Genomic DNA, 26,034 nt, shown 5'->3' with positions numbered 1-26,034 from the left:
CTATAGGCGGGTTTTCCGAACAGTGCAAGCCCTTTCTCTTTACGGGGTCTTTCTGCACTTTCCCCAGGGTTATGGCGCCTTGTGGGACCGCATCCATCGCAGACCCTTGGCTGCCCGGCCCCGCGCGCTGCTGGCGCGCTTGTGAAAGGCGTTCACTATAGACAGCGGCGGCGTCGCATCCAATACGCCCGCAACGCAATCAAGGGCGACACTCGCATCGTGTACCTCGCCCAGGGCGTCTTGCAGTTTGCGCAAATGGCTCCGGTACCGCTTGGCTACGTTGGCGCCAAGCGCCGGGTAGAACGCTTCATATAGATAGCGCCATTGCTTGGCGGCGATGCGAGCACGATGCAGCCGCGGTGCAGACAACCGCCTGGGGTGGCGCCCGCGACGGATCAGCTTCTTTCTGAGCGCCCGGGCCTGTGCACGAGCGAAACGGAGATGCCGTTCGGGCTCACCTTCTATATGAAACGCAGCGACCGCCTGCTCCAGTTCAAGCAGCGCTTCCGACACATCTGGCGACGCCAGCTCGGCACGCAGTTCCTCCCATGCACGGTTGCGCGCCCCTTGGGACTTTGTAAGCGCCTCGTCCAGCCATGCCCGGCCTGCCTCGTCACTATCGAGTAGCGACTCCCGGGCAGCGGGAAGCCAATCGGAGAGCAACACATCCCATTCGCGCACAGGACCCGTGGAAGCGGCGAGCGCACGCAGGCGCGGTATCCACTCTGCGGCAAAGCTGGTTGGCAGGACCGGCGCGAACGTCACCCAAGCCGAACGCAGGCGGCGCAGAGTGACGCGAAACTGGTGAAGATCTTCGCCGCTTGGGCTGGGCGCAGCCAGCCTGGCGAGGGCATCGCGCAAAGCAGCGATGTGTTCGGTGACGATGCCCGCGAAGATCGAAAGGATTGCCGCATGTGAGTGCTTGCTCACGATGCTCCCCGTATGACGAATCTGGATGACAGTGCGGCTCGCAAGGTGCGCGCCTTGTCATTTCACTGTAGTCGACGGGGCGAAGACTGCAGGAGCGCCAGATCAAACGTCAGAGCGTTTCGCTGGCGACGACCACGTCGACCTCGGCGGCGCGGAAGACTTCGGCCATCGGCTCGGGCACCGGGACGTCAGTGAAGAACTTGTCGATCTGGGAAACATGGCCCAGGCGGACGACCGCGCGGCGGCCGAACTTGGAGTGATCGGCGACGAGCCAGACTTCGCGCGACTGCTCGATGATGGCCTGGGCGACGCGGACCTCGCGGTAATCGTAGTCGAGCAGCGTGCCGTCTTCGTCGATGCTGGAGACGCCGATGATGCCGATGTCGACGCGGAACTGCTTCATGAAGTCGATCGTAGCCTCGCCAACGATGCCGCGGTCGCGGTTGCGCACGAGGCCGCCGGCGACGATGACTTCGGCATCCGGGCTGCCGGAGAGGATCGACGCGACGTTCAGGTTGTTGGTGATGACGCGCAGGCCGCGCGGTCCGCTCTGGCCGACCAGCGCCTTGGAGACTTCTTCGGTGGTCGTTCCGATATTGATGATGAGCGAGCGGCCGGGCTCGACATGGCGCGCGACGACTTCGGCGATGCGGCGCTTGGCGTCGATGTGCAGGACCTGACGCTGGTCGTAGTCGATGTTCTCGACCGACGATGGCAGGCCAACGCCGCCGTGGTAGCGCGCGAGCAGGCGCTCGTCTTCGAGCTGCCGAATATCGCGGCGAATGGTTTGCGTCGTGACGCCGAGCACGCGAGCAAGCGCGTCGACGGAGGCATCGCCGTGCTGGCGGACGTATTCGAGGATCTGGCGGTGTCGCGGAAGCATCAAATCACGAAATGAACACAAACGAACACATGTGAGCGGATTAGGCGATTCCCTATGTTGCTTTATTTTCGCCCTTCACTAAACTATCCGCCAACGCGTCACTATTCGCAAGAAAAGACGCGCAAATCAACAGATTCCAACCCATGCAACTCACTGACGCGTCGCATCTGGACTGTGATCTGCTGGTGGTCGGAGGCGGCATCAACGGCGTGGGTATCGCGCGGGATGCCGTGGGCCGTGGCCTGTCGGTGGTCTTGTGTGAAAAAGACGACCTGGCCCAGCACACCTCTTCGGCCTCAACCAAGCTGATCCACGGCGGGCTGCGCTACCTCGAATATTACGAATTCAGCCTGGTGCGCAAGGCTCTGCAGGAGCGCGAGGTGCTGCTGCGCATGGCGCCGCACATCATGTGGCCGCTGCGTTTCGTGATGCCGCACGATGCGGCGCAACGCCCGGCATGGATGATCCGCGCGGGCCTCTTCCTCTATGACCACCTGGCGCGCCGGCGCTTTCTGCCGGGTTCGGAATCCATCAAGCTTGCGCAGCACCCGGCAGGTAAGCCGCTCAAGGCAGGCTACACGCGGGGTTTCGTCTATTCCGACGGCTGGGTGGACGACGCCCGCCTGGTGGTGCTCAACGCCCGCGACGCGGCGGACCGCGGGGCGCAGATTTTCACCCGCACGCGCTGCCTGAACGCCGAGCGCCGCGCCGATGGCTGGCACGCCTCGCTGGCCGGCCCGGAGGGCATTCGCTCCGTGCGCGCAAAGGCAATCGTCAATGCAGCCGGGCCGTGGGCAGCGGAGTTCGCCCGCTCTGCGCACGCCCTGCCGAGCACGCGCGGCCTGCGCCTGATCAAGGGCAGCCACATCGTCGTGCGGCGGATGTTCAACCACCCGTTCGCCTATATCTTCCAGAACCCGGACGGGCGGATCGTGTTTGCGATTCCGTACCAGAACGAATTCACGCTGATCGGCACGACGGATCTGGAATACAAGGGCTCGGTGGACCAAGTGGCCATTGACGCGGGCGAAATCCAATACCTGTGCGAAATGGCCAGCCGCTATTTCACCCAGCAACTGACACCGGCCGACGTGGTGTGGAGCTACTCGGGTGTGCGGCCGCTGCTGGACGACAGCGCCGCCAACGCTTCGGCCATCACGCGCGATTACCTGGTCGAATGCGAAACCGGCGCCGACGGCGCCAGCGCACCGCTCGTCAACGTGTGGGGCGGCAAGATCACCACCTACCGCAAGCTGGCCGAGGAAGCGCTGGACCACCTGGCCCCGCATTTGCCTCTTGCGGGCAAGCCTTCGTGGACGGCCACCGCATCGCTGCCGGGCGGCGATCTGGAAGCGCCGGGGCAGTTGGTTGCCGAATACACCTTCGACGATTTTGTGACGCGCCTGCAAAAACGTTTGCCTTGGCTGCCGACCCAACTTGCGATGCGCTATGCGCACCAGTACGGCACGCGCCTGAACACGATGCTGGCCGGCGCCACGCGGCTGGAAGAGCTGGGCGCCGAAGTGACGCCCGGGCTGTACGAAGCCGAAATCCGTTATCTGATCGAACACGAATGGGCCCGCACGGCGCAAGACATCCTGTGGCGGCGGACCAAGCTGGGCCTGCACGCCAGCGATGCAGACCGCAGCCGCCTGGAAGGCTGGCTGGCGCGGCATCTGCCCGAAGGCGAGACCGCTCCAGTTGCGGAACGCGCGCCCTGACGCACCGGGCCGGGCGCACGAGCCAAGACATCAAGAAATCAAAGCAGTAAGACGGGAGACATCAATTGATTCTGGAACTGGACCAGGTTACGGCCATGGTCGGGGCGCAGACGCACCTGTACCCGACCAGCCTGCGGCTGGCGCCCGGCGCCATCAACGTGTTGCTGGGGCCGACGCAGGCCGGCAAGACCACGTTGATGCGCATCATGGCCGGGTTGGACCGTCCGACGACCGGTCGCGTACTGGTCGACGGCAAGGACGTGACGGGCGTGGGGGTACGCGATCGCAACCTGGCGATGGTGTACCAGCAATTTATCAACTACCCGGCGATGACGGTGTACGACAACATCGCCTCACCGCTGCGCCTGCAGGGCACCAACAAGGGCGAGATCGACACGCGTGTGCGTGCCGTCGCCGCCAAGCTGCACATCGAACACCTGCTGCAGCGCCTGCCGGCGGAGCTGTCCGGCGGACAGCAGCAGCGTTGTGCGCTGGCCCGGGCACTCGTCAAGCGTGCACCGCTGGTGCTGCTGGACGAACCGCTCGTCAACCTCGACTACAAGCTGCGCGAAGAACTACGTGCCGAGCTGGCATCGCTCTTTGCCGACGGCGGCACGACCGTCGTCTATGCCACCACCGAGCCGCAGGAAGCACTGCTGCTGGGCGGCCACACCGTCGTCATGCATGAAGGCCGCGTGCTGCAGGACGGTCCGACGCTCGACATGTACGAAGTGCCGGTGTCGGTCAACGCGGCGGCCATCTTCAACGACCCGCCGATGAACGTGCTGGACGCCACCGTGGTTGAGGGCAACCAAATCCGGCTGCCGCAAGGCATTGACGTTGCGTGGACGCGCCCGCTGCCGATGGCGGCCGGCACGCGCTGCCGCATCGGCCTGCGTCCGAGCCACATCCGCCTGACGCCGCGCAACGGCGGCGCAGTTGCCCTGCCGGGCACGGTAGAACTGGCCGAGTTATCGGGCTCCGAGACCTATCTGCACGTGCGCGCGCATGCTGCCGGCCAGTCGGACACGATCGGCTTGGTCGCGCAGTTGCCCGGCGTGCACGAGTTCGAACTCGGCGCGGCGCTGGACGTGTTTGTCGATCCGGCCGAACTGTTCCTGTTCGACGATGCGGGCAAGCTGGTGAGCGCGCCCAAGCAGGGAGGCGCACATGGCACGCATTGAATTCCGCAACCTGGGGCACAGCTACCGGCCCAATCCGCAAAACCTGAGCGACTACGCGCTGCAGCCGATGAACATGACCTGGCGCGACGGCGGTGCATACGCATTGCTGGGCCCGTCGGGCTGCGGCAAATCCACGCTGCTGAACATCATCTCCGGGCTGCTGACGCCGTCCGAAGGACAGGTGCTGTTTGACGATCGCGACGTCACGCACGCAACGCCGCGCGAACGCAACATCGCGCAGGTGTTCCAGTTCCCAGTCATCTACGACACGATGACCGTGTTCGACAACCTCGCCTTCCCGCTGCGCAACCGCAAGACGCCGGAAGCCGAAGTGAAGAAGCGCGTGGAGGAAGTGGCCGAGATTCTCGAACTGCAGCACGCGCTCAAACGCCGCGCCTCGGGCCTGGCGGCCGACGCCAAGCAGAAGATCTCCCTGGGCCGCGGCCTGGTGCGCAAGGACGTGGCGGCCATCCTGTTCGACGAGCCGCTCACCGTCATCGACCCGCACCTGAAGTGGCAACTGCGTCGCCAGCTCAAGAAGATTCACCACCAGCTCAAGCTCACGCTGATCTACGTGACACACGATCAGGTGGAGGCGCTGACCTTTGCCGACGAGGTGGTGGTCATGACCGAAGGCAAGGTCGTGCAGCAAGGCGGCCCGGAAGCGCTGTTCGAGCGGCCGGACCACACCTTCGTCGGGTACTTCATCGGAAGCCCGGGCATGAACCTGTACCCGGTGACGGTGGACGGCGATGTGATTGCCCTGGGCGATCAGCGTCTGACGGTCGGTGGCGACACGCTCGCCACGCTCAAGAACGCAAACGGTTCGCTCAAGCTCGGCATCCGCCCGGAATTCGTGCAGCTGGCGGCGGCCGGTGAAGTCGGCACCGTGGCCGCCAACGTGCATCAGGTGCAGCAACTGGGTACGCACCAGTTGCTGACGGCCAGCCTGAGCGAGGCCGGCGGCTTGCCCATCAAGGCAAAGCTGCCGAATGAAGTGAGCATCACCGAATCGCGCGTGTGGCTGCGCCTGGATGCGCCGCAGACGCTGTACTACAGCAATGACGAGAGGATCGGCCGATGAACAAGCCGCTCAACAACAAGGCGTGGTTCCTGATCCTACCGGTGTTCCTGTGCGTGGCGTTCTCCGCCATCCTGCCGCTGATGACGGTGGTGAACTACTCGGTGCAGGACATCATCAGCCCCGAGCAGCACGTCTTCGTGGGCGTGGACTGGTTCCGCCAGATCCTGCGCGACAGCGATCTGCAGGACGCGCTCACGCGCCAGCTGATTTTCTCGCTGTGTGTGCTGGCCGTGGAGATTCCGTTGGGCATCGGCCTGGCGCTGTCGATGCCGTCCAAGGGCTGGAAGGCTTCGGCTGCACTGGTGGTACTCGCCATGCCGCTGCTGATTCCCTGGAACGTGGTCGGCACGATCTGGCAGATCTTCGGGCGCTCGGATATCGGCCTGGCCGGATACTGGCTCAACGAGATGGGGATCGACTACAACTACACGTCGCACTCGTTCGATGCGTGGATCACCGTGCTGATCATGGACGTGTGGCACTGGACGCCGCTGGTGGCGTTGCTGGCGTATGCCGGCCTGCGTTCGATTCCGGATGCGTTCTACCAGGCCGCCGAGATTGACGGCGCCAGCCGCCTGGCCGTGTTCCGCTACATCCAGTTGCCGAAGATGCGCGGCGTGCTGATGATCGGCGTGCTGCTGCGCTTCATGGACAGCTTCATGATCTACACCGAGCCGTTCGTGCTGACCGGCGGCGGCCCTGGCAATGCCACGACGTTCCTGTCGCAGTACCTGACGCAGAAGGCGGTCGGCCAGTTCGACCTGGGCCCGGCGGCGGCATTCTCGATCGTGTACTTCCTCATCATCCTGCTGTTCTGCTTCGTCCTCTACAACTGGATGCAGCGCATGGGCAGCGCCAGCACGGCTGTGGGAGACGACCATGCCTAAGCAGAACAACAACGAGCACAAGCGCAAGATTGCTCGCGCGATCACGCTGGCGGTGTATGTGGCGTTTGCCGTGCTGCCGCTGTACTGGATGTTGAGCATGTCGCTCAAGACCAACGAGGAGACGCTCGCCGGTTTCTCGATCTGGCCGAAGCTCGTCACGTTCGACAACTACAAGATCATCTTCACGGACCCGTCGTGGTACTGGGGTTACATCAACTCCATCATCTACGTGACGATGAACACGGTGCTCTCGACCGTGGTGGCGCTGCCGGCGGCCTACGCCTTCTCGCGCTACCGCTTCCTGGGCGACAAGCACATGTTCTTCTGGCTGCTGACGAACCGCATGACGCCGCCCGCGGTGTTCCTGCTGCCGTTCTTCCAGCTGTATTCGACGGTCGGCTTGATGGACACGCACCTGGGCGTGGCCCTGGCGCACATGCTGTTCAACGTGCCGCTGGCGGTGTGGATTCTCGAAGGCTTCATGTCGGGCATCCCGCGCGAGATTGACGAGACGGCCTACATCGACGGCTACAGCTTCCCCAAGTTTTTCCTGAAGATCTTCCTGCCGCTCATCAAGGCCGGCGTGGGCGTGACGGCGTTCTTCTGCTTCATGTTCAGCTGGGTGGAGCTGCTGCTCGCGCGCACGCTTACGTCCGTCGATGCCAAACCCATCACCGCGGTGATGACGCGCACGGTGTCGGCCTCGGGCATGGATTGGGGCGTGCTGGCTGCGGCCGGTGTACTGACGATCATTCCCGGCGCGCTGGTGATCTGGTTTGTGCGGAACTACATCGCAAAAGGCTTTGCGATGGGCCGCGTGTAAACGCGATCAGGACGATTCTGACGGCCCGGCGCGGCCTTGCCGTACCACACGTACTGTCTGCGGCCACGCCGAACCGTCAGAACCGCTGTGCTTCGCCCTGATCACGTTTCCACGAACGCGGGAACGAATGTTGGAGAAAAGAATATGTTCAGTTGGATGGCCTGGACGCCCGAAGTGGCGACCTTCTTCGGCTGCATCGCCTTGATGCTGGCCAGCATGACGGTGTGGGAGGTAGTCCGTCCCACGGTGGAACGCAAGGGCTTCCTGCCCATTGCCACCACGCGCGGCGACCGCCTCTTCATCGGCCTGCTGACTGCGGCCTATATCAACCTGGCGTGGGTTGGGCTTACGTCGGAAGAGACGAGCGCCTGGGGTGGCTTCATCGCCTCGATGGTGGTGCTGGTGATCGTGATGTGGCGCGGCTGATGCGCCATCGATGTACTTGAATTTTCAAGTCCGGAGGCATCGGCACACGTTGATGCTTCCACGCCCAAATTGACGTACGGGCACAGGCATTCCATCACGCTCCCCGCGTCGGAATGCCGGATGTTTTCGCTGCGGGGAGAACAACAAGCCAACAAGCACGAGGAGATACCAATGAAAACATCCTGGCGCATGACGCTTCAGATCAGTGCCATTGCACTGGCGAGCGCCCTGGCAGTCGGCGCAGCCCATGCCGGCGAAGCCGAAGCCAAGAAGTGGATCAGCAGCGAATTCCAGCCCAGCACGCTGTCGCAAGACAAGCAGATGGCGGAAATGAAGTGGTTCATCGACGCCGCAGCCAAGCTCAAGGCCAAGGGCGTGACCGAGATCCACGTCGTGTCGGAAACGCTCGACACGCATGCGTATGAATCGAAGACGCTCGCCAAGGCCTTCGAAGAAATCACCGGCATCAAGGTCAAGCACGACATCATGCAGGAAGGCGATGTCGTCGAAAAACTGCAGACCTCGATGCAGTCGGGCAAGAGCATCTATGACGGTTGGATCTCCGACTCCGACCTGATCGGCACGCACTACCGCTATGGCGTGGTGATGCCGCTGTCGGACTACATGGCCGGCGAAGGCAAGGAGTTCACCAACCCGGGCCTGGACCTGAAGGACTTCATCGGCACGAGCTTCACCACCGCGTCTGACGGCAAGCTGTATCAGCTGCCGGACCAGCAGTTCGCCAACCTGTACTGGTTCCGCGCCGACTGGTTCGCCCGCAAGGACCTGCAGGACAAGTTCAAGGCCAAGTACGGCTACGACCTGGGCGTGCCCGTCAACTGGACGGCCTATGAAGACATCGCCAACTTCTTCACGAACGACGTGAAGGAGCTGGACGGCAAGCGCGTCTACGGCCACATGGATTACGGCAAGAAGGATCCGTCGCTGGGCTGGCGCTTTACCGACGCCTGGCTGTCGATGGCCGGCTCCGCCGACAAGGGCATCCCGAACGGCCTGCCGGTCGACGAATGGGGTATTCGCGTGGAAGGCTGCGCCCCGGTGGGCGCCTCGATGTCGCGTGGTGGTGCCACCAATAGCCCGGCCGCGGTGTACGCCCTCACCAAGTACATCGACTGGATGAAGAAGTACGCGCCGCCCGAAGCCACCGGCATGACCTTCAACGAAGCCGGCCCGGTGCCCGCACAAGGCCACATCGCCCAGCAGGTGTTCTGGTACAGCGCCTTCACCGCGCCGATGACCAAGCCGGGCCCGGTCGTCAACGCCGACGGTTCGCCGAAGTGGCGCATGGCCCCGTCGCCGCACGGCCCGTACTGGAAGGACGGCATGCAGAACGGCTACCAGGACGTCGGCTCGTGGACGTTCTTCAAGTCCACCCCGTTCGAGCGCCGCTCGGCCGCGTGGCTGTACGCGCAGTTCGTCACGTCGAAGACCGTGTCGCTCAAGAAGTCGATCACCGGCCTCACGTTCATTCGTGACTCCGACATCCACAGCGACTACTTCACCAAGAACGCAGCGAAGTACGGCGGCCTGATCGAGTTCTACCGCAGCCCGGCCCGCGTGGCCTGGACGCCGACCGGCAACAACGTGCCCGACTATCCGAAGCTGGCCCAGCTCTGGTGGAAGAACGTCGCCACGGCCGTCACGGGCGAAAAGACCCCGCAAGGCGCGATGGACAACCTGGCCAAGGAAATGGACCAGGTGATGGGTCGCCTGCAGCGCGCCGGCATGAAGAACTGCGCGCCGAAGCTGAATCCGGAAAGCGATCCGTCGAAGTGGCTGTCGACCGAACACGCCCCGTGGAAGAAGCTCGACAACGAGCGTCCGAAGGGTGAGACGGTGGCCTACGACAAGCTGCTCGCAGCCTGGAAGGCAGGCAAGGTGCGCTGAACCCGCTCACGATCCTACGGCGCGGCCCGATCTTGGCCCCGCGATGCTCGCCGTACCCATGTACGGCTGCGCTTCTCAAGCCAACCTCGGGCCGCTCGCTACGGATCGTGAACAGGTTCCAGATAACGAGTGATCCGGCACCAGGATCATCTGCATCGCACGCCTGCCAACGGCGGGCTATGCTTTCGCATCACCATTGCATCAATTGCCGGGGTAGAGTGATCTTCCCCGGCACTTCAATGTCTCTGCCTTATGGAATACCTCCTCGCGCTCGACCAGGGCACGTCCAGCTCACGCGCTATCGTCTTCAACCGCGCCGGCCAGATCGTCGCCAGCGCCCAGCAGGAGTTTCCCCAGCATTTTCCGCAGCCCGGCTGGGTCGAGCATGACCCGTTCGACATCTGGAACAGTCAGCTCGCCACCTGCCGCGCCGCACTCGAACAAGCGAAGCTCTCCGCCGCCGACATGGCTGCGCTGGGCATCACCAACCAGCGCGAAACGACCATGGTGTGGGAGCGCGCCACGGGCAAACCGATCTTCAACGCCATCGTCTGGCAGGACCGCCGCACGGAATCCATCTGCGAGCGCCTGCGCGCCGAGGGCCTGGAAGACGAGGTGCGCAAACGTACCGGCCTGATCATCGACCCGTACTTTTCCGCCACCAAGCTGCGCTGGATTCTCGACCACGTGGATGGCGCCCGCGAGCGCGCCGCGCGCGGCGAACTTGCCTTCGGCACCATCGACAGCTGGCTGGTGTGGCAACTCACGCGCGGCCGCCTCCATGTGACCGACGTGTCGAACGCCTCCCGCACGATGCTGTGGAACATCCACACCGGCGAATGGGACGCTGACCTCATGCGCGCGCTCGACATTCACCCGAGCCTGTTGCCCGAGGTGCATCCATCCGCGTATCAATTCGGGCAGACCGATGCCGACTGGCTTGGCGCCTCGCTCACCATCGGCGGCATTGCAGGCGACCAGCAATCGGCCCTATTTGGCCAGGCCTGCTTCAAACCCGGCATGGCCAAGAACACCTACGGCACCGGCTGCTTCATGCTGCTCAACACGGGCGACAAAGCTGTCCAGTCGCACAACGGCCTGATCAGCACGGCGGCTTGTCAGAGCGGCGCGAAACGCAGCTACGCGCTCGAAGGCAGCGTGTTCGTTGGGGGCGCGGTGGTGCAGTGGCTGCGCGACGGCCTGCGCGCCATCCAGCGCTCGGCCGACGTCGAAGGCCTGGCCGCCTCGGTGCCCGATTCCGGCGGCGTGGTGTTCGTACCGTCGTTCACGGGCCTCGGTGCGCCGTACTGGGACCCGACCGCGCAAGGCGCCATCGTCGGCCTGTCACGCGGCACGACCATCGGACACATCGCGCGCGCGGCGCTGGAATCCATCGCCTTCCAAAGCACCGCCCTGCTGCAGGCCATGACGCGCGATGCCGTCTCTACCATCTCGGAACTGCGCGTCGATGGCGGTGCCTCGGCAAACAATCTGCTGCTGCAGTTCCAGGCCGATTTACTCGGCATCCCGGTGGTGCGCCCGGAGATCATCGAAACCACGGCGCTGGGTGCGGCCTATCTGGCCGGCATCGCCACGGGCTTCTATCGTGACGAAGCCGAGGTCGCCCAGCAATGGCGCGCCTCGCGTACATTCCACCCCGTCATCAGCCGCGACGAAGCCGCGCATCGCATCGCCCAATGGGAAATGGCCGTCGCGCAGGTCCGCCTGCCGACAACGCGCGGGCACTGAAGGCAAAATCAGCGGACAGAAAAAAGGCGACCCTCGGATCGCCTTTTTTTCATGGTTCGGCCGGCGGCTTACTTGCCTTCGCTGGCCGGCGTCTGGGCAGGCCCGCCCTGTTCGCTCATGGCTTCCTTGCGCTTGGCGCGGGCTTCCTTCTTCTCCGCCTTGCGGTTGGCCTTGGCGGCCTTCTTCTCTTCCTTGTACGCGGCCTTGGCGTCGGACTTGCGGGCCTTGTATTCGTCGCTGGCGGCCTTGTCGTCAATGCGCTTCTGCACCAGCGGGTCAGACGACGAGGTGGCCGGCCCACCTTGTGGGGCGGTCTGCACGGTGCCGGTGGTCTGCGGTGAAGTCTGCGGTGCCGGCGTCATCTGTGCGAAAGCAGCCGACGCAGCAAACGTGGCGGCCACGGCGAGGGCGGTTTTCAGGCGCAGTTCAATCATGGTTGGGCTCCTTCTTTTACAAAAACACGGAATGGACTGACCACATAAGCGGCGCGCGAAGCACCCGAAGTGATCTCGGCGCACATCAACAGCGCACGCCGGACGTTGCAAATCACAACACCCATCCCGTCGCAAGAAGCGCTCCCAGGCCATCGACTACACTGCGCGCTATCTCATCCCTCCTATGCGCCGTGTCCAATCACGCCCCTGATTTCGTCCTGCTTGATCCGCCCGCCGATGCGCTGCCCCTGAACGCGGATGACGCAGCCCATCATGTCGCGCGCGTGCAGCGCTGGCTCGAAGACGCCGTCATCGGCCTGAACCTGTGCCCCTTCGCCAAGGCCGTGCATGTCAAACAGCAGGTTCGATACGCCGTCAGCCGCGCGACGATGGACGGCGACGTGCTCGACCACCTGCGTGCCGAAGCCGATTTGCTGCACGCCACCCCCGCCGCACAGATCGACACCACGCTGCTGATCGTCCCCGCCCTGGCTGACTTCCTCGATTTCCACTCGCTCACGGAGCGCGCTGACTCCGTGCTCGCCAAGGCCGGCTACGAAGGCGAGCTGCAACTGGCAAGCTTCCACCCCGATTTCGTCTTCGCCGATGCCGCCCCAGACGACATCGCCAACGCCACCAATCGCGCGCCCGTCCCCATCCTGCATCTGCTGCGCGAAGACAGCATCGCCCGCGCCGCAGCAGCCGTACCCGATGCAGCGGACATCTACGAGCGGAATATCGCGACGATGGAAAAGCTCGGCCCCGAAGGCTGGGCAGAAATGGCGGCGAAGTTCAGCAAGACATCGCCCCGTGACTAACCAAAAGCAGCGACGGTTTGGCCGTCCCCTGCCCTAGATGGCGCCTTGAATTTCTGTTGCGGGGAGGAAAAAGAAGGGAGGCCTGTCTGAGCGCAGCGAGTTTGCCTCCCTTCCCTCCCCGCGACATAAATTCAAGGGATGGGTCGCCATCTCGGGCGCGCCTTTCTTTGCCTACTTTCTTTGGCAAGACAAAGAAAGTAGGTCAGCCCCGGCAGGGGATGAAACAAGGGACGCACCACGCGCATCAATCAACCAAGCCAAAGAATCAAACCGCCCGATCCACCGGCGGCGTCCACTGATACGCCCAAGTCTCAGACAGCAACCGCTCCCCCGACTGCAACGTCAGCAACAACTCGATCGGCGCGTTGCTGGCATCCGGCACCACGTCAAACATCGCCCGCACACCGTCGATGCTCGCCAGCGGCCGCGCCGATGCAATCTCGACCCGCCCGCGCGAGGCTCGGATGACAGGCTCCACGGTCGACCCCGCCGTGCTGCGCCCCAGCCGCGACAACTCCCCACCGGCAAAGTCCACCACAAACCGCCAGGAGAAGTATTTGCGCGGCTGCCCGACCACGCCGCCAATGCCCGTGCGCGTGGCTACCACCCGCGCGAGCGGCGAGGCCGCCGCAGGCTGCGCGCCCCACGTCAGCCGATAGCCAAACGCCAGCTCCTGCCCCGCATGCGGCGCCACGGCCGGTCGCCAGAACGCGACGATGTTGTCGAAGGTTTCATCGTTGGCCGAAAGCTCCACCAGTTCCACCGCGCCTTCACCCCAGTCATGCGTGGGCTCCACCCACACACTTGGGCGCTTCTCGTAGAACACGCCGTCATCCTGGTAATGATCGGGATTGCGATCGCGCTGCAGCAGGCCGAAGCCGCGCGGGCTGTCGTCGGCAAAGCGCTGACTGCGCAGCATGGGCGGATTGGCCAGCGGCCGCCAGACCCACTCGCCCGAGCCGCGCCAGATAGCCAGGCCGTCGGAATCATGAATTTCCGGGCGCCAGTCCGATGCACGCCAGCGGCGGGCGGCGCTGTGGCGATCGCCAGCGCGGTCGGCGCGGTCGTTCTCGCCGTAAAGGAACATGCTGGTCAGCGGCGCGATACCCAGGCGCTCGATCGGCTTGCGCACGTAAAGCGTGACGGCCACATCCATCACCAGCGTGTCGCCGGGGCGGATGTCGAAACGGTAGATGCCCGCCACGCTTGGGGAATCCAGCAACGCATAGACGCGCAACGTATCGGCGTCGGCGGCGGGGCGCACCAGCCAGAATTCGGTGAAGTCCGGAAACTCTTCTGCGCGGGGCAAGCCGGTATCAATCGCCAGCCCCCGCGCCGACATGCCGTACTGCCACTGCCCGCCGACGGCTCGGAAATAGCTGGCACCGAGGAAGGCAGCCACATCACGCGTCGGGTCTGCCTTGGTGGTCAGCCGAAAGCCGGCAAAACCGAGATCGGCCGGCAGCGCCCGATGATCCAGCCCGCTCTTGCCGTAATCGAACATGGTGGGGTCGTAGGCGATTAAGCGAGCTTGGCCGTCGACCACCTCGTGCATCTGCACGGCCGACTTGAAGAACAGCCCCAGGTGGAAGAACTTGGCCTCAAAAGGCAGGTGCTGCCCGGCCCACAGGGCGTGATCGCGGCGATAGCCGATGGATTGGTAGCCGTCCCAGCCGAGTGCGGCCAGTGGCGGGGGCAACTGCGTGCTGCGAGGCCGGTATGGCCGCGCCGCCAAGGCCCGTGCACGCGCCAGCAGGCGCGCTTCGTCAAACGGCTCGGAGGCGCCAGCGGCGGAGCCGGGCGCGGCACTGCGGGACAAACCAGGAGCCAGGGCAAGCAGCCCGGCGGCCAACTGCTTGAGCAGGTCGCGACGGTGCATGGATCGGGGCAAGACCAGGGGGTGAGCCAGGGATGATTCATCTTCGCACAACCCACGCCCGGGCAGCATCCGGGAAAAAACCTTTCATTGGACCCACAACCCTGCGCCGTGACCGGGATTGGACCGGTTGCGCGTGGCGCGGGGCAGCCAGTTGGAGCACAATCCCGGGTCTGTTCACATGTACAACGCATGTACGTCGCCTATGGTGAACAGAACAGATCCGAGCAATCGGCCGGGCTAAAACGGGTCGACGCCCGCCACGATCATCACGGCGCACATGCTTTCACAATCCTCCTCGCCCCCGCTGCCCGATACGGCCACCGAACTGTCCGCTGACATTGCGGCTGCCCTGGAATCATTCGACCGCTATTACGACGACGTTCTGCTGCCCATGTGGCTCGGCCCGGGCTGGAACGCGCAGGCCGGTCTCTGCTATGAGGCGCTCGTCGTCAACAACGGCGCGCTGGTGCCGGCATCAACCGCGCGGTACCGGGCGATGGCATGTGCGCGGCAGTTGTATACCTTCGCGCGCGCCACGCAGCTCTCCAAGCGCCACCGCAATCTCTGCGCCGAACGCGCCGCCGCGCTGTGCCATGCACTGGACACGCGCTTTCGCGACACGATCCACGGCGGCTGGCTGTTTGCGATCGACAGCGCGCTGGCCCCGCACGACACCACCAAGGATCTGTACACGCACGCCTTCGTGCTGTTTGCCGCTGCACATTGGCTGGCCGTGAGCGAAGACCCGCGTGCCGCCGCGCTGATGCACGACGCGCACGACGTGATCGTGCGCAGCTTTGCTCGCGCCGGGGCCAAACCGCTGCCGGTCGCATCCATGGACGCCACGTTCAGCACCACGCTGGCCGGTGTCGCGCAGAACCCGGTGATGCACCTGACCGAGGCCTACCTGGCCGCCGCCGCGCTGGACGAACCGCCCGCCTGGGCCGAGACCGGCGTGCGCACGCTGGCCGAAGGCATCCTCGCGCGCTTCATCGACACCCGCACGGGCAGCATCGCGGAGTTGCCGGTGGACGAGGCTAGCACCGACAACCGCATCGAGCCCGGTCACCAGTTCGAATGGTTTTACCTCGTGCGCGCACACGCCGACGTCTTTACGCGCTCCGAAGCCGGCCGCCATCTGGCCGAGAGCCTCGCCCGTGCGGTGGACGCGGCCTGTGCCGACGGCGTGGATGCCGAGACGCAGGGCGTGTGCCTGTCACTCAATCTGGACGGCACGATGCGCGATGCCAGCCAGCGCATCTGGGCACAGACTGAATACGGCCGCGCCCTCGCGCTGTGCACCGAAACGCAGGGTGCCATGCTCGCGCGCCTGCTGCCGGCGTGGTCGGCACGCTTCCTGCACGCACACGGCTGGAACGAGGTAATCGACCCCGCGGGCCAGCGCCTGCGCGCCGACATGCCGTCGAGCACGCCGTACCACATCACCACTTTTTACGAGGCGGCCCGCAGTTCGCTGTCCGGCTCGCCCGCGCGTTGTACCCAAGCTGTTGAGTGAGACCCTTCATGCATACCTCCAACCCCAACGAATCCAAGGCCCGCACCATCTTCCGGGTGGTCAGCGGTAACTTCCTGGAGATGTACGACTTCATGGTCTACGGCTATTACGCCAAGGCCATCGCCGACACCTTCTTCCCCGCCGGCAACGAGTTCCTCTCGCTGATGCTGTCGCTGGTGACCTTTGGCGCCGGCTTCCTGATGCGACCGCTGGGCGCGATCTTCCTGGGCGCGTACATCGACCGTCACGGCCGCCGCACGGGCCTGATCGTCACGCTAGCGCTCATGGCCTGCGGCACGCTGCTGATCGCACTGGTGCCTGGCTACGCCACCATCGGGCTGGCGGCGCCGCTGCTGGTCCTGGTCGGCCGGCTGCTGCAGGGATTCTCGGCCGGCGTGGAGCTGGGCGGTGTGTCGGTCTACCTGGCCGAAATCGCCACCCCCGGCAAGAAGGGCTTCTTTGTGAGCTGGCAATCGGCCAGCCAGCAAGTGGCCGTCATGTTTGCCGCCCTGCTGGGCGTGTTGATGTCGTACCTGCTGCCGCCGTCTGAGATGAGCGCATGGGGCTGGCGCGTGCCGTTCCTGATCGGCTGCCTGATCGTGCCGTTCCTGTTCATCATCCGCCGCTCGCTGCAAGAGACGGAGGAGTTCCAGAAGCGCAAGCACCGCCCGGACCTGGCCGCCGTGTTCCGCTCGATGGGCCAGAACTGGCGCCTGGTAGGCGCAGGCACACTGATGGTCGTGATGACCACGGTGTCGTTCTACCTGATCACCGCCTACACGCCGACCTTCGGCAAGAGCGTGCTGCATCTGTCCGACATGGACAGCCTGATCGTCACGCTGTGCGTGGGCGCCTCGAACTTCTTCTGGCTGCCTGTGATGGGCGCCGTGTCTGACCGCGTCGGCCGCCGCCCGCTGCTGATCCTCTTTACCGTGCTGATGCTGGTGACGGCCTACCCGGCCATGCAGTGGCTGGTTGCCGCACCGTCGTTCGCCCGCATGCTGACCGTGCTGCTGTGGCTGTCTTTCCTGTATGGCAGCTACAACGGCGCGATGGTCGTCACGCTCACCGAGATCATGCCGCCGGAAGTTCGTACCACCGGCTTCTCGCTGGCATACAGCTTGGCCACGGCCATCTTCGGCGGCTTCACTCCCGCGATTGCCACGTGGCTGATCCACACCACCGGCAACAAGGCGATGCCGGGCGTATGGGTGTCGTTTGCCGCGTTGTGCGGGTTGATTGCCACGCTGGCGATCGTCAAGCCGGCGGGCAGGCATGAGCATGGGGCGAGCACGGCGCCTATTGCCTGACCGTCATCGTGGATGAATGAACGCCTCTCAGAGGGGAATCTCTGAGAGGCGTTTTGCTTTGTGCTTTTGGCTTTTTGCTGGGATTTTTTTTGTTAGTGGTTCATCCCCCTTTCGTTCCCTGCCGGGACCGACTCACTTTTCTTTGTCTTGCCAAAGAAAGTGAGTCAGCCCCGGCAGGGGATGAAACAAGGGATACACCACCAACAAAGAAATCCCCGCCCCTCGCAACTTCCAAATCCGCCATTAGGCACAACAAACTGCACAGACGCAGCCTTACTGAATCACCAGCCCATTCGGCCCCACCACCCCCAGCTCCACATAGTGCGAACCAGGCCGCGTACGGTCGGAAAAGTCCACCATAAACCCGCCTCCCACATCGAAATTACGCAGGCGGGCCAGCTCGCGGCGCACCTGGTCGCGCGTGGGCTTGGGGCCCGCGCGGCGCACGGCTTCGGCAAGCACCTTGGCTGCCACAAAGCCTTCCACGGCTCGGAATGAAAGTTCGACATCTCTGGCGCCCACGGCTGCGCGTGCGCGGTTGAATTCGCGGATGACGGGGTTGACGCCCTTGCCCGGGTTCGGCATCACAAGCGCCAGCGAATAGCCGCGCACCGCATCGATACCGGCCACCTTGAGCAGGATGCCCGGATCGATGGACGACAGCCCCAGGAGTTGCGCAGCACCGCCGCGCGCGCGGTATTGCTTGACGAACTGCGCGGCGGGCTCCGCCGTGGCGCCCAGGAAAATGGCCTGCACATCGGCGCCGAGCAGCTTGTCGACAGCGGCGCTCACCGAGGCCGTATTGCGCGGGTACGAGGCGGTGGCCGCAATCGTCAGCTTGTACGGCTTGAGCGTGCGCTCAACGCCCGCCAGCACCTCCTTGCCCAGCGCATCGTCCTGATACAGCACGCCGATACGCGTAACGCCGATGGTGGCGAGCGCCCCCACCATCTTGTCCATCTCCTGCTGATAGCTGGCCTTGATGGGGAAGACCAGCGGATCGCCGGTCATGCTGGAGGCCCCCGTGGCGGGCCCGACCAGCGGCAGGTTGGCTTCGGCCAGCACGCCGCTGCGCATGAGCGCTTCCACATTGGCGGTGCCGACCACGGTGAGCGCCGCCACGGGGTTGTCGATCTTGGCCATGTCGCGCACATTGCGCAGGGTCTGCTCGACCTTCTGCTCGTCGTCGCGGGCGACCAGGCGGATGGTCTCGCCGTTGATGCCCCCATCGAGGTTGAGCCAGTCGAAATACAGGCGTGCCCCGGCATTGAGCGCCCGCCCCGTCGCGGCTTGTGTGCCGGACAGCGGCAAGGACTGGATGATGCTGATGTCGGCGCGGGCGGCCGGCGCTGTCAACGCAGCCATGCATGCCACACACATGGCAAGCGCGGCCCACGGCCGCAACCATCCCATCGCCCCGCGCGCCCCCCGGCTACGCGTGTGATTTCCCGTTTGCATTGTTCGCACCCATGTCGCCGCGTGCCTCGTGGGCAACGGCGTTTTTTGTCGAGACCGCTTGAGCGATCCGCTTTGTTGTGTGGCGCCAAACATCTACGGCGCCGGGCGATAGCCTGCCATCGACATCTGCCTTCGACAAGTCCTGTCGGCGCATTTACACTGGCCTGACCGTTTCTGTCGCAAACCCGCCATGCCACAGCGCATCCTGCCTACCGATATCGAAGGCCGCACGCCGCCCTCAACGGCGCATCCGGTGCGGCTCTACACGCGGCAGATGGACGCCAACACGCGGTTCCCGCGCCACACCCATCCGTGGGCGCAGGTGGCGTATAGCCACAACAGTGTGCTGCGCGTGCAGGCGGGCGACACCGCCTGGGTAGTGCCGCCCTCGCGGGCGATCTGGATTCCGCCCGGCATCGAGCATGAGGTGTGGGTGGTCGAAGCCGCCTTTCTGCGCACGCTGTATGCCGACCCGTCCGTGGTGACCGGCACGCTGGCGCAGTGCCGCGTGATGGAGGTGTCGCCGCTGTTGCGCGAGCTGATTGCCGCGATGGACGTGCGCCAGCCGCTGCCGGCCGCGCGCGAGCAGGCGCTGGCCATGCTCATCCTCGACGAGCTGCGCCGTAGCGCCCCGCTGCCGCTGGATTTGCCCATGCCCGCCGACAAGCGCCTGCGCGCCCTGTGCGAGCGCGTGATGGCCGACCCCGGCACCCCGCTCACCTTCGACGTCCTCGCCCGCGATGTAGGCGCCAGCGCCCGCACGCTGGCGCGGCGCTTCCGGGACGAGCTGGGCGTAAGCTTTTCGCAGTGGCGTCAGCAGGCCGTGCTCGCCAGCGCCATCCCGATGATGTCGCAGGGGATGCCGCTGTCGCGCGTGGCGCAGGAGCTGGGCTACAACAGCCAGAGCGCGTTCTCTGCGATGTTCCGGCGGGCGTTCGGCAGCAGCCCGAGCGCGTTTCTGCATCGGCCGGGCGGCGACCAGGCCTAGCCCCCCCAGGTTGACCGATCCAGCTGCGCTTACAGCGGCGGAATCGCCATGTCAGGCAGCAGCACGGAAAAGCGCGCACCGCCGCCCGTTGCCGCATCGAGGCGGACATCACCGCCATGCACCAGCGCAATACGCCGCACGATCGCCAGCCCGAGGCCGAAGCCTCCGGTGTGGCGGTCGCGGCTGGCATCCAGGCGCAGGAACGGCTCGAACACGCGCGCGCGGTCCGGCTCGGGAATGCCGGGGCCGTCGTCTTCCACCGTCAGGCGCAGCGCACCGGCGGGACCCGCTTCGGCGCGGATGGTGATGGTGTTGCTGGCATAGCGCGTGGCATTGCGGATCAGGTTGAGCAGTGCACGCGCCAGCAGGCGCGGGTCGCACACGTGGTGCGCGGGGGCGCCCTCGGCATGCACGGCCAGGGTGAGCTGGCGGTCGGCCACGTCGTTGGCGACGCTGGCAACCACGCTGTCGAGCCATTCACCCACGGCCACGCGCATCAGCACGAGGTGCATGGCGCCCTGCTCCAGGCGGCTCAACGCCAGCAGCTCGCTCACCAGTTCATCGAGTTCACGCACATCACGGCGCAGCGCATCGAGCCGCACGTTGCGCTGTATTTCTGACGACGGCGACACCGGCGACTGCAGCAGCGCAATGCCGAATTCCAGCCTCGCGATCGGCGTCTTCAGCTCGTGCGAGATGCCGTTCATCATCTCGCGCTGGTGCTGGATCGAGCCCTGGATGCGCTCGGCCATCTCGTCGAACTGGCGCGCCAGCGCATACACGTTCGAGCGCTTGCGCAGATTGGCGCGCGTCGCCAGCTTGCCCGCGCCAAAGCCGCGCGCCGCTTCTTCCAGCACGCGCAGGTCGCGCCAATGCATCCAGACCCAGAGCAGCAGCGGCAGAAGCGCGGCAATGGCGATCAGCGAATAGGCGACCAACTGGATGCCGAGGTAGTCCATGTCCTCGCTGTAGGCGTGCAGCACGGTGCCGTCGCGCAGCGGCAGGTAGTAATCCTTGCCGTTGGTCATCAGCACGAGCTTGTGATCCGCCAGATCGCGCCGCTGCTGGGCTGAGAAATTCGGCACGGTGTCCGGATCGACGAGGTCGAATGTCTCCCACGCGTTCTTGTTCAAACGCGCGATGGCGGCATCGCGCCCGTCGGGGCCCGCGCGATCCAGGTAGTCCTGCAGCACGAAGGCGTAACCCTTGCGCACCTCGCGCTCGCCGTGGGTGAGTGTGTCGTGGAACAGCCAGACGAACGACTTGTTGACGCCGATAAGTGCCAGCGCCGCGGCCACCACGACCATTGCGTACAGCTTCAGTAACGACTTGAGCACGGTTCAGTCCTCCCACGCCGACGGGCTGAACAGATAGCCGCGCCCCCAGATCGTCTTGATCTTGTGCGGCTCGGGCGAGGCGTCGCCAAAGCGGCGGCGCAGGCGCGAGATGCCTGAGTCGACGGTTCGATCCAGCCCGTCGAACTCGATGCCGCGCAACTGCTTGAGGATGTCGTCGCGGCTGAGCACGGTGCCGGCGGCGCGCGCGAGGATCAGCAGCAGATTGAACTCCGCCGTCTTGAGGTCGACCGGCTGGCCGCGCCAGGTGACGGTGCGGTTGGGTGGCGAGATGGCGAGTTCGCCAAAGACAAGCGTGTCGTCGCGCGGCGCCACCGGCTCGGACGTCGACATGGCCGGCACCGAACGGCGCAGCAGCGCGCGGGCCCGGGCAACGAGCAAGCGCGGCTCGATCGGCTTGAGCACGTAGTCGTCGGCGCCGATCTCCAGCCCGGCCACCTGGTCGTACGTATCCACGCGCGCGGTCAGGATCAGCACCGGCACGCGCGAGAACGCGCGGATGCGCCGGCACACTTCCATGCCGTCCATGTGCGGCAGCATCAGGTCGAGGATCACCAGCGCAGGGTGGTGTTCGCGCACGGCAGCCACGGCGATGTCGCCACGGCGCACCACTTCGACTGCAAATTCATAGTTGCCCAGGTATTCGCTGACGAGCTGCGCGAGACGGTCGTCGTCTTCGATCAGCAGCACCTTGGTCTTGAGCGGCTCGTCGGTCATCGCCGTCATCGCTCGTACCCCCGTTTCTTCTTGTGTTGGCGCGCAGTGTACGGCGATGGCCTTGCGAGCGGATGGCGTGGAGAAACTTGCAGACACTCGCGCACAATTGCGCACAACTTCCCGGCAATTTCCAGACAGACGTGCGTGCGGCACCTCGCCAGACTGCGGGCTCTCTCTCAAGAGGTCCAACAAGAGGTCCTACGTGCTCAATCGTCTCTCCCCCCGGTTCTCCATCGCTTATCTGGCCGCGCTCTCGGGCATGTGGCTGTCGCCCTCTTCGGTGTATGCCGACGATGCGTCGTATTCGCTGTCGCTCAACGCGGGTGTAGCGCCGCGCTACCAGGGCGGCAAGGAGTACACCGTGACGGCCGGCCCCGGCTTGCGGGCAGATTTCGGCAACGGCTGGTTCATCGACCCGACCCAGGGCGGCGCGGGCTATGCCATCCGCTTCCTGAACGGCATGTTCGCCTCGGCCGCGCTGTCGTACGACCCCGGCCGCTCCGACACCAACCGCTACGGGCGCCCCGGCTCGGACCATCTCAAGGGCATGGGCACCGTCAAGGGCTCGCTGCTGGGCGTGGTCACGGTGGGCGGCAAGCTCATCGGCGACACCACGGGCAGCGCCACGCTGGAAGTGCCCATCACCAACCGCGAGCGCGGCTGGTCGGGCCACATTGACGTGGCGGCGCCGGTCGTGAGCTGGGGCAGCGACAAGATCACCGTCAGCCCGAGCCTGCATTTCGGCTCCAGCAAGTACATGCAGACGTACTTCGGGGTGACGCCGCAGCAGTCGGCCAACAGCGGCTTCGCCCAGTACAGCGCGGGCAGCGGCCTGCAAGCCGCCACGCTCACGGTGGCCTGGACGCACGAGTTTTCGCGCCATTGGGCGGTGCAGACGGCGATCGGCACCTCGCGCCTCTTGGGCAACGCGGCGAAGAGCCCGATCGTGCAGAACAAGCAGAGTTACTTTGGCGGTACGGGCGTCGTCTACACGTTCTAAGCGCGCGGAACCGCAAAGGACGGCTCAGGCCAGGGCATCGAGCCACGCCACGGTTTCACGCCACCATGGCGCACCGGACGATGCCCGGAAGAAGCCCATGTGGCCGACACCCTTTGCACCCAATGCTGCGCCGCCCATTTGTCGGCGCGTCACGCGCGTGGCGGGAAACTGTGCGACCAGCGCATCGATGGCGTTAGCCGGTGCCAACGGGTCATCGTCAAAACCCCAGGCGAGCAGCGGCACGGCGAGCCTCGGATAACGCGAGGTATCCAGCCCGGTGCGCGGCGCGAAGATGTAGCCGCGCAGGCGGGCAAAGCGCGCCCAATCGCCCAGGATGGCGGCCGGAATCGACATCGGCCCCATGCCGACGGCCGCGAGCGGCAGCATGCCACCGCGCACGCGCGCCACCGCCAAGGGAATCCGCACACGCAGCAGCCAAGCAAATTGCGGACGGGCCAGCGGCCCGCGCCACGGCCACAGCCGCGCATCTGCCAGCGGCACCGCTACGTGCGCCAGCGCATCGGCATGCACGATGTGCGGTGCCAGCCCCGCCAGTTGGCCGCCCGCGCTGTGGCCGAGCACCACCAGCTTGCGGCCGCTGCAGCCCTCGGGGACGAGCGTGTCGTGCACCCATTTCAGCACGGCGTCGATGTCCTGCCGGCCCCAATCGGCAAAGCGCGGGGTGCCCGGACCGGTCGCGACCGCCTCGCCAATGCCGCGGTAGTCGAACGTCACCACACGCCAGCCCGCCAGGCACAGGGCACGCGCAAACGCCGCGTAGAACTGGCGTGGCACGCCCAGCGCCGAGCAGATCACCACCGTGCCGTGCGCACCCAGCCCAGGGCTGGTGACGGTCACGGGCAGCGTCCAGCCGTCGGCTGTGCGGACGCGGTCGTCGCGGGTGGGAAGGGCATCGGCGGGGTAGTCGATCGGTTCGCGCTGCATGGGCACTCCGCTCGGGAGTCTCGGGATAGGCTCAGTATTGGCGCCGCCCGTTGCGGTCACAATTACGCGACAGGTAATCGCGGCAGCTACCTGACTCTGCTTCAATAGGTGGCATGACATCCGCCAAGCCTGCCTCATCATCCTCGTCCTTGTCCGCCACCGACGACACCCTCATGCTTGAAGACGCCGATGCCGCCCCAGTGGCGATTGAGCCGCCCGAAGCAGCGCTGTCGCGCTTTCCGCAGTTGCTGCGCTTCTGGCGCACGCGGCGCGGGTATAGCCAACTGGCGCTGGCCCTGGCAGCGGGCGTATCGCAACGGCACGTGAGCTTTCTGGAATCCGCGCGCGCGGCGCCCAGCCGGAACATGATCCTGCAACTGGCAGAGGAGCTGAACGTGCCGCTGCGCCATCGCAACCAGATGCTGCTGGCGGCCGGTTTCGCCCCCGCCTATTCCGAGCAGGGCCTCGCCACACCGGCCGATGAGGCCTCGCCGATGATGCAGGCGGTGCGCCATGCGGTGAAGCTGATCCTCGACAAGCAGGCACCGTATCCGGCCATCGTGCTCGACCGTTTCTGGCATGTGCTGGATGCCAATGCCGCGCATCGCCGCCTGATGCGCTGGGCCATCGGCGACGACCGGTCCGAAGGCGCACCCGGTGCCGTCAACATGATGAAACTGGTATTCGACCCGACCGCGCTGTGGCCGGCCATCGCCAACCGTGACGTTGTCGGCCGCTACCTCGCCCGGCGCGTGCGGCAGGAACTGGCGCTGCAAGCCATCGACCCTGCCACGCAGCGGCTGCTGCACGACATCCGCGCAATGCAACCGGCGCTGTTCGATGCGGCGGATGCGCCGGCAGCCCCCGCCACGCACGCGCACGATGCCGGCGATCCGCCGCCGTTCCTGCCCATTTCACTGCAGCGCGACGGCGTGACGATCTCGCTGTTCTCCACGCTCACCACGCTGGGCACCCCGCGCGATGCCGGGCTGCAGGAGATGCGCATCGAGTGCTTCTATCCGGCGGATGAGGCATCGCGGCGGACGCTGGAGCGTATTACGTTGTAACCGTCGGCCGGCCTGAAGTCTGCTTCATGCAGGGGGGCCTTCGAGTGAGGGGACGTCAAAAGGTTGAGAGATGCCCTCATTTGGGAGCTCTCCTCGTGGCCAATGGCATATCGTGTCAATCGCTTCAGCCAGTTGAATCAACTGACCGGGTTGGTAATGCACAGGCTGATCGTTCTTGACCGAATCTTCCACGGTCACGCGAAAGCTCACGCCGTCCCGAACCCAGCCGACGTCCCAGAGCGCGGGGCCGTCACGTCGCCCCCATGACAGCATCAAGCTTGCGGGATTCTTATGGACCGAGAACTTGAGCGTGAGGCCAAACTTCCCAGACTGACCTCCATATGCCCAGAAATCAGAACGCCCTAAAAGCAGACGCCTTTTCCCGTTGTCGACTGAGTACACCGCGGACCAGATTCCGGGTTGCTCTGGGATCGCGCCTACCAACTTGCTCCCATGTGGCATGCATCTGAGGGCCTCGTCAGTGACCTTCTGGTCTCCCTCACGCGGCTTCTGCGCTACACGCTTCGCTTCATTTTCCGCAGTATCGAGCAGGCTGAGATATTCATCGCGACCACGATTACGTACGTAGCCGGATGCATCAAAGACGTTGTCCCCCATCAAAATCTGGCGTTCTTCGTTGGTGATATCCCACTGAATACAAGCTTCACCAGATTGGATTCGACTCAGACACTGGTTTGGGACATAGCCGGGCGCCCGGTAGTGCTGAAAGCTCCCTTCGTACCAATAGACTGCGGCTGCAACAGCGAAACCAATCACACCCATCGTCAAAAAATATTTCATCGCGTTTCAAAACCCCATTCCGCCAAGTTGCAGTCAGTGGCCTTCGTTTTCGCCAGCGGCCTCGTCTCCTGTATGAACGGGTCGTAAAGCCAATGAGTTCCGCCGACGCGTGCGGTGGGCCCTTCGATCACGTCGTAAATGGCCGGATGTC

Annotated in this window: 23 protein-coding genes; 14 read left to right on the top strand and 9 right to left on the bottom strand. The window is 65.0% G+C overall.

What is annotated here, in order from left to right; translation table 11 throughout:
* Positions 1 to 69: 69 nt before the first annotated feature.
* Together BG83_RS0114835 and BG83_RS0114830 are read right to left on the bottom strand one after the other, a co-directional pair.
* Positions 70 to 930, bottom strand: a complete 861-nt coding sequence (locus BG83_RS0114835; RefSeq protein WP_024977484.1) for a CHAD domain-containing protein — start codon at positions 928 to 930, stop codon at positions 70 to 72.
* A 109-nt stretch (positions 931 to 1,039) separates the two neighbouring features.
* Complete coding sequence (locus BG83_RS0114830; RefSeq protein WP_024977483.1) at positions 1,040 to 1,813, bottom strand: DeoR/GlpR family DNA-binding transcription regulator; 774 nt, start codon at positions 1,811 to 1,813, stop codon at positions 1,040 to 1,042.
* Positions 1,814 to 1,956: 143 nt separating this feature from the next.
* Here BG83_RS0114830 and glpD point away from each other — a divergent pair, with 143 nt between their 5' ends.
* From glpD to glpK, 8 genes are all read left to right on the top strand, one after another.
* The gene (gene glpD / locus BG83_RS0114825; protein WP_024977482.1) at positions 1,957 to 3,534 is read left to right on the top strand and encodes a glycerol-3-phosphate dehydrogenase; all 1,578 of its coding nucleotides are present in this window, start codon (positions 1,957 to 1,959) and stop codon (positions 3,532 to 3,534) included.
* Between the two features lie 65 nt (positions 3,535 to 3,599).
* Positions 3,600 to 4,718, top strand: a complete 1,119-nt coding sequence (locus BG83_RS0114820) for an ABC transporter ATP-binding protein (protein ID WP_024977481.1) — start codon at positions 3,600 to 3,602, stop codon at positions 4,716 to 4,718.
* Complete coding sequence (locus BG83_RS0114815; protein ID WP_024977480.1) at positions 4,705 to 5,802, top strand: ABC transporter ATP-binding protein; 1,098 nt, start codon at positions 4,705 to 4,707, stop codon at positions 5,800 to 5,802. The genes BG83_RS0114820 and BG83_RS0114815 overlap by 14 nt, the downstream gene beginning before the upstream one ends.
* A complete protein-coding gene (locus tag BG83_RS0114810; protein WP_024977479.1) occupies positions 5,799 to 6,689 on the top strand; it encodes a carbohydrate ABC transporter permease in 891 nt (296 codons plus the stop codon). The genes BG83_RS0114815 and BG83_RS0114810 overlap by 4 nt, the downstream gene beginning before the upstream one ends.
* Positions 6,682 to 7,512, top strand: coding sequence for a carbohydrate ABC transporter permease (locus BG83_RS0114805; RefSeq protein ID WP_024977478.1), 831 nt, complete (start codon positions 6,682 to 6,684; stop codon positions 7,510 to 7,512). Before BG83_RS0114810 ends, BG83_RS0114805 begins: the two co-directional genes overlap by 8 nt.
* Positions 7,513 to 7,656: 144 nt before the next feature.
* Positions 7,657 to 7,938 carry a DUF2160 domain-containing protein gene (locus BG83_RS0114800; RefSeq protein ID WP_024977477.1) on the top strand — a complete coding sequence of 94 codons (282 nt, stop codon included), beginning with the start codon at positions 7,657 to 7,659 and terminating at the stop codon, positions 7,936 to 7,938.
* A gap of 171 nt (positions 7,939 to 8,109) precedes the next feature.
* Positions 8,110 to 9,846, top strand: coding sequence for an ABC transporter substrate-binding protein (locus BG83_RS0114795; protein ID WP_024977476.1), 1,737 nt, complete (start codon positions 8,110 to 8,112; stop codon positions 9,844 to 9,846).
* Between the two features lie 252 nt (positions 9,847 to 10,098).
* On the top strand, positions 10,099 to 11,595 hold the full coding sequence (gene glpK, locus BG83_RS0114790) for a glycerol kinase GlpK (protein WP_024977475.1): 1,497 nt from the start codon (positions 10,099 to 10,101) through the stop codon (positions 11,593 to 11,595).
* Positions 11,596 to 11,663: 68 nt separating this feature from the next.
* On the opposite strand, the gene BG83_RS0114785 is transcribed toward glpK, so the two are convergent.
* Positions 11,664 to 12,029 (bottom strand): hypothetical protein, encoded by a 366-nt coding sequence (locus tag BG83_RS0114785; RefSeq protein WP_024977474.1) that lies wholly within the window; start codon positions 12,027 to 12,029, stop codon positions 11,664 to 11,666.
* Positions 12,030 to 12,220: 191 nt separating this feature from the next.
* Here BG83_RS0114785 and BG83_RS0114780 point away from each other — a divergent pair, with 191 nt between their 5' ends.
* Complete coding sequence (locus BG83_RS0114780) at positions 12,221 to 12,847, top strand: DUF1415 domain-containing protein (RefSeq protein WP_024977473.1); 627 nt, start codon at positions 12,221 to 12,223, stop codon at positions 12,845 to 12,847.
* Positions 12,848 to 13,112: 265 nt separating this feature from the next.
* Here BG83_RS0114780 and BG83_RS0114775 read toward each other — a convergent pair whose 3' ends face one another.
* Positions 13,113 to 14,726 (bottom strand): glucan biosynthesis protein, encoded by a 1,614-nt coding sequence (locus BG83_RS0114775; protein ID WP_024977472.1) that lies wholly within the window; start codon positions 14,724 to 14,726, stop codon positions 13,113 to 13,115.
* Between the two features lie 277 nt (positions 14,727 to 15,003).
* Between BG83_RS0114775 and BG83_RS0114770 the strand changes: the two genes are divergently transcribed.
* Both BG83_RS0114770 and BG83_RS0114765 read left to right on the top strand, forming a co-directional pair.
* Positions 15,004 to 16,242: an AGE family epimerase/isomerase gene (locus BG83_RS0114770; RefSeq protein WP_024977471.1), complete on the top strand. Its 1,239-nt coding sequence runs from the start codon at positions 15,004 to 15,006 to the stop codon at positions 16,240 to 16,242.
* Positions 16,243 to 16,250: 8 nt separating this feature from the next.
* Complete coding sequence (locus tag BG83_RS0114765; RefSeq protein WP_024977470.1) at positions 16,251 to 17,552, top strand: MFS transporter; 1,302 nt, start codon at positions 16,251 to 16,253, stop codon at positions 17,550 to 17,552.
* Between the two features lie 273 nt (positions 17,553 to 17,825).
* Here BG83_RS0114765 and BG83_RS0114760 read toward each other — a convergent pair whose 3' ends face one another.
* Positions 17,826 to 18,917 carry an ABC transporter substrate-binding protein gene (locus BG83_RS0114760; protein ID WP_024977469.1) on the bottom strand — a complete coding sequence of 364 codons (1,092 nt, stop codon included), beginning with the start codon at positions 18,915 to 18,917 and terminating at the stop codon, positions 17,826 to 17,828.
* Between the two features lie 283 nt (positions 18,918 to 19,200).
* Between BG83_RS0114760 and BG83_RS0114755 the strand changes: the two genes are divergently transcribed.
* The gene (locus tag BG83_RS0114755; RefSeq protein WP_024977468.1) at positions 19,201 to 19,998 is read left to right on the top strand and encodes an AraC family transcriptional regulator; all 798 of its coding nucleotides are present in this window, start codon (positions 19,201 to 19,203) and stop codon (positions 19,996 to 19,998) included.
* A gap of 29 nt (positions 19,999 to 20,027) precedes the next feature.
* Here BG83_RS0114755 and BG83_RS0114750 read toward each other — a convergent pair whose 3' ends face one another.
* Together BG83_RS0114750 and BG83_RS0114745 are read right to left on the bottom strand one after the other, a co-directional pair.
* Positions 20,028 to 21,335, bottom strand: coding sequence for an ATP-binding protein (locus BG83_RS0114750; protein ID WP_024977467.1), 1,308 nt, complete (start codon positions 21,333 to 21,335; stop codon positions 20,028 to 20,030).
* Between the two features lie 3 nt (positions 21,336 to 21,338).
* Positions 21,339 to 22,070 (bottom strand): response regulator transcription factor, encoded by a 732-nt coding sequence (locus BG83_RS0114745; protein ID WP_024977466.1) that lies wholly within the window; start codon positions 22,068 to 22,070, stop codon positions 21,339 to 21,341.
* Positions 22,071 to 22,272: 202 nt separating this feature from the next.
* Between BG83_RS0114745 and BG83_RS0114740 the strand changes: the two genes are divergently transcribed.
* Positions 22,273 to 23,070: a MipA/OmpV family protein gene (locus BG83_RS0114740; protein ID WP_037031881.1), complete on the top strand. Its 798-nt coding sequence runs from the start codon at positions 22,273 to 22,275 to the stop codon at positions 23,068 to 23,070.
* A gap of 24 nt (positions 23,071 to 23,094) precedes the next feature.
* On the opposite strand, the gene BG83_RS0114735 is transcribed toward BG83_RS0114740, so the two are convergent.
* Entirely contained in the window at positions 23,095 to 24,015 is a 921-nt protein-coding gene (locus BG83_RS0114735; protein ID WP_024977464.1) for an alpha/beta fold hydrolase, read from the bottom strand.
* A gap of 173 nt (positions 24,016 to 24,188) precedes the next feature.
* Here BG83_RS0114735 and BG83_RS0114730 point away from each other — a divergent pair, with 173 nt between their 5' ends.
* Positions 24,189 to 25,082: a helix-turn-helix domain-containing protein gene (locus BG83_RS0114730; protein WP_419177606.1), complete on the top strand. Its 894-nt coding sequence runs from the start codon at positions 24,189 to 24,191 to the stop codon at positions 25,080 to 25,082.
* Positions 25,083 to 25,106: 24 nt separating this feature from the next.
* Here the strand turns inward: BG83_RS0114730 and BG83_RS0114725 are convergent, their stop codons facing one another.
* On the bottom strand, positions 25,107 to 25,883 hold the full coding sequence (locus tag BG83_RS0114725; RefSeq protein ID WP_024977462.1) for a hypothetical protein: 777 nt from the start codon (positions 25,881 to 25,883) through the stop codon (positions 25,107 to 25,109).
* Positions 25,884 to 26,034 lie beyond the last annotated feature (151 nt).

Origin of the sequence: Ralstonia pickettii, from assembly GCF_000607165.1 — a bacterium.
Taxonomy (GTDB): Bacteria; Pseudomonadota; Gammaproteobacteria; order Burkholderiales; family Burkholderiaceae; genus Ralstonia; species Ralstonia holmesii.
The sequence above is the reverse complement of the archived record's forward strand: the minus strand, read 5'-3'. Positions and strand labels throughout refer to the sequence as shown.

Coding starts and splice junctions, on each gene's coding strand:
- BG83_RS0114755 (WP_024977468.1), top strand. CDS start 19,201: ATGCCACAGCGCATCCTGCCTACCGATATCGAAGGCCGCACGCCGCCC.
- BG83_RS0114760 (WP_024977469.1), bottom strand. CDS start 18,917: ATGGCTGCGTTGACAGCGCCGGCCGCCCGCGCCGACATCAGCATCATC.
- BG83_RS0114765 (WP_024977470.1), top strand. CDS start 16,251: ATGCATACCTCCAACCCCAACGAATCCAAGGCCCGCACCATCTTCCGG.
- BG83_RS0114730 (WP_419177606.1), top strand. CDS start 24,189: ATGCTTGAAGACGCCGATGCCGCCCCAGTGGCGATTGAGCCGCCCGAA.
- BG83_RS0114745 (WP_024977466.1), bottom strand. CDS start 22,070: ATGACCGACGAGCCGCTCAAGACCAAGGTGCTGCTGATCGAAGACGAC.
- BG83_RS0114725 (WP_024977462.1), bottom strand. CDS start 25,883: ATGAAATATTTTTTGACGATGGGTGTGATTGGTTTCGCTGTTGCAGCC.
- BG83_RS0114775 (WP_024977472.1), bottom strand. CDS start 14,726: ATGCACCGTCGCGACCTGCTCAAGCAGTTGGCCGCCGGGCTGCTTGCC.
- BG83_RS0114795 (WP_024977476.1), top strand. CDS start 8,110: ATGAAAACATCCTGGCGCATGACGCTTCAGATCAGTGCCATTGCACTG.
- BG83_RS0114770 (WP_024977471.1), top strand. CDS start 15,004: ATGCTTTCACAATCCTCCTCGCCCCCGCTGCCCGATACGGCCACCGAA.
- BG83_RS0114830 (WP_024977483.1), bottom strand. CDS start 1,813: ATGCTTCCGCGACACCGCCAGATCCTCGAATACGTCCGCCAGCACGGC.
- glpK (WP_024977475.1), top strand. CDS start 10,099: ATGGAATACCTCCTCGCGCTCGACCAGGGCACGTCCAGCTCACGCGCT.
- BG83_RS0114800 (WP_024977477.1), top strand. CDS start 7,657: ATGTTCAGTTGGATGGCCTGGACGCCCGAAGTGGCGACCTTCTTCGGC.
- BG83_RS0114805 (WP_024977478.1), top strand. CDS start 6,682: ATGCCTAAGCAGAACAACAACGAGCACAAGCGCAAGATTGCTCGCGCG.
- BG83_RS0114785 (WP_024977474.1), bottom strand. CDS start 12,029: ATGATTGAACTGCGCCTGAAAACCGCCCTCGCCGTGGCCGCCACGTTT.
- glpD (WP_024977482.1), top strand. CDS start 1,957: ATGCAACTCACTGACGCGTCGCATCTGGACTGTGATCTGCTGGTGGTC.
- BG83_RS0114735 (WP_024977464.1), bottom strand. CDS start 24,015: ATGCAGCGCGAACCGATCGACTACCCCGCCGATGCCCTTCCCACCCGC.
- BG83_RS0114815 (WP_024977480.1), top strand. CDS start 4,705: ATGGCACGCATTGAATTCCGCAACCTGGGGCACAGCTACCGGCCCAAT.
- BG83_RS0114810 (WP_024977479.1), top strand. CDS start 5,799: ATGAACAAGCCGCTCAACAACAAGGCGTGGTTCCTGATCCTACCGGTG.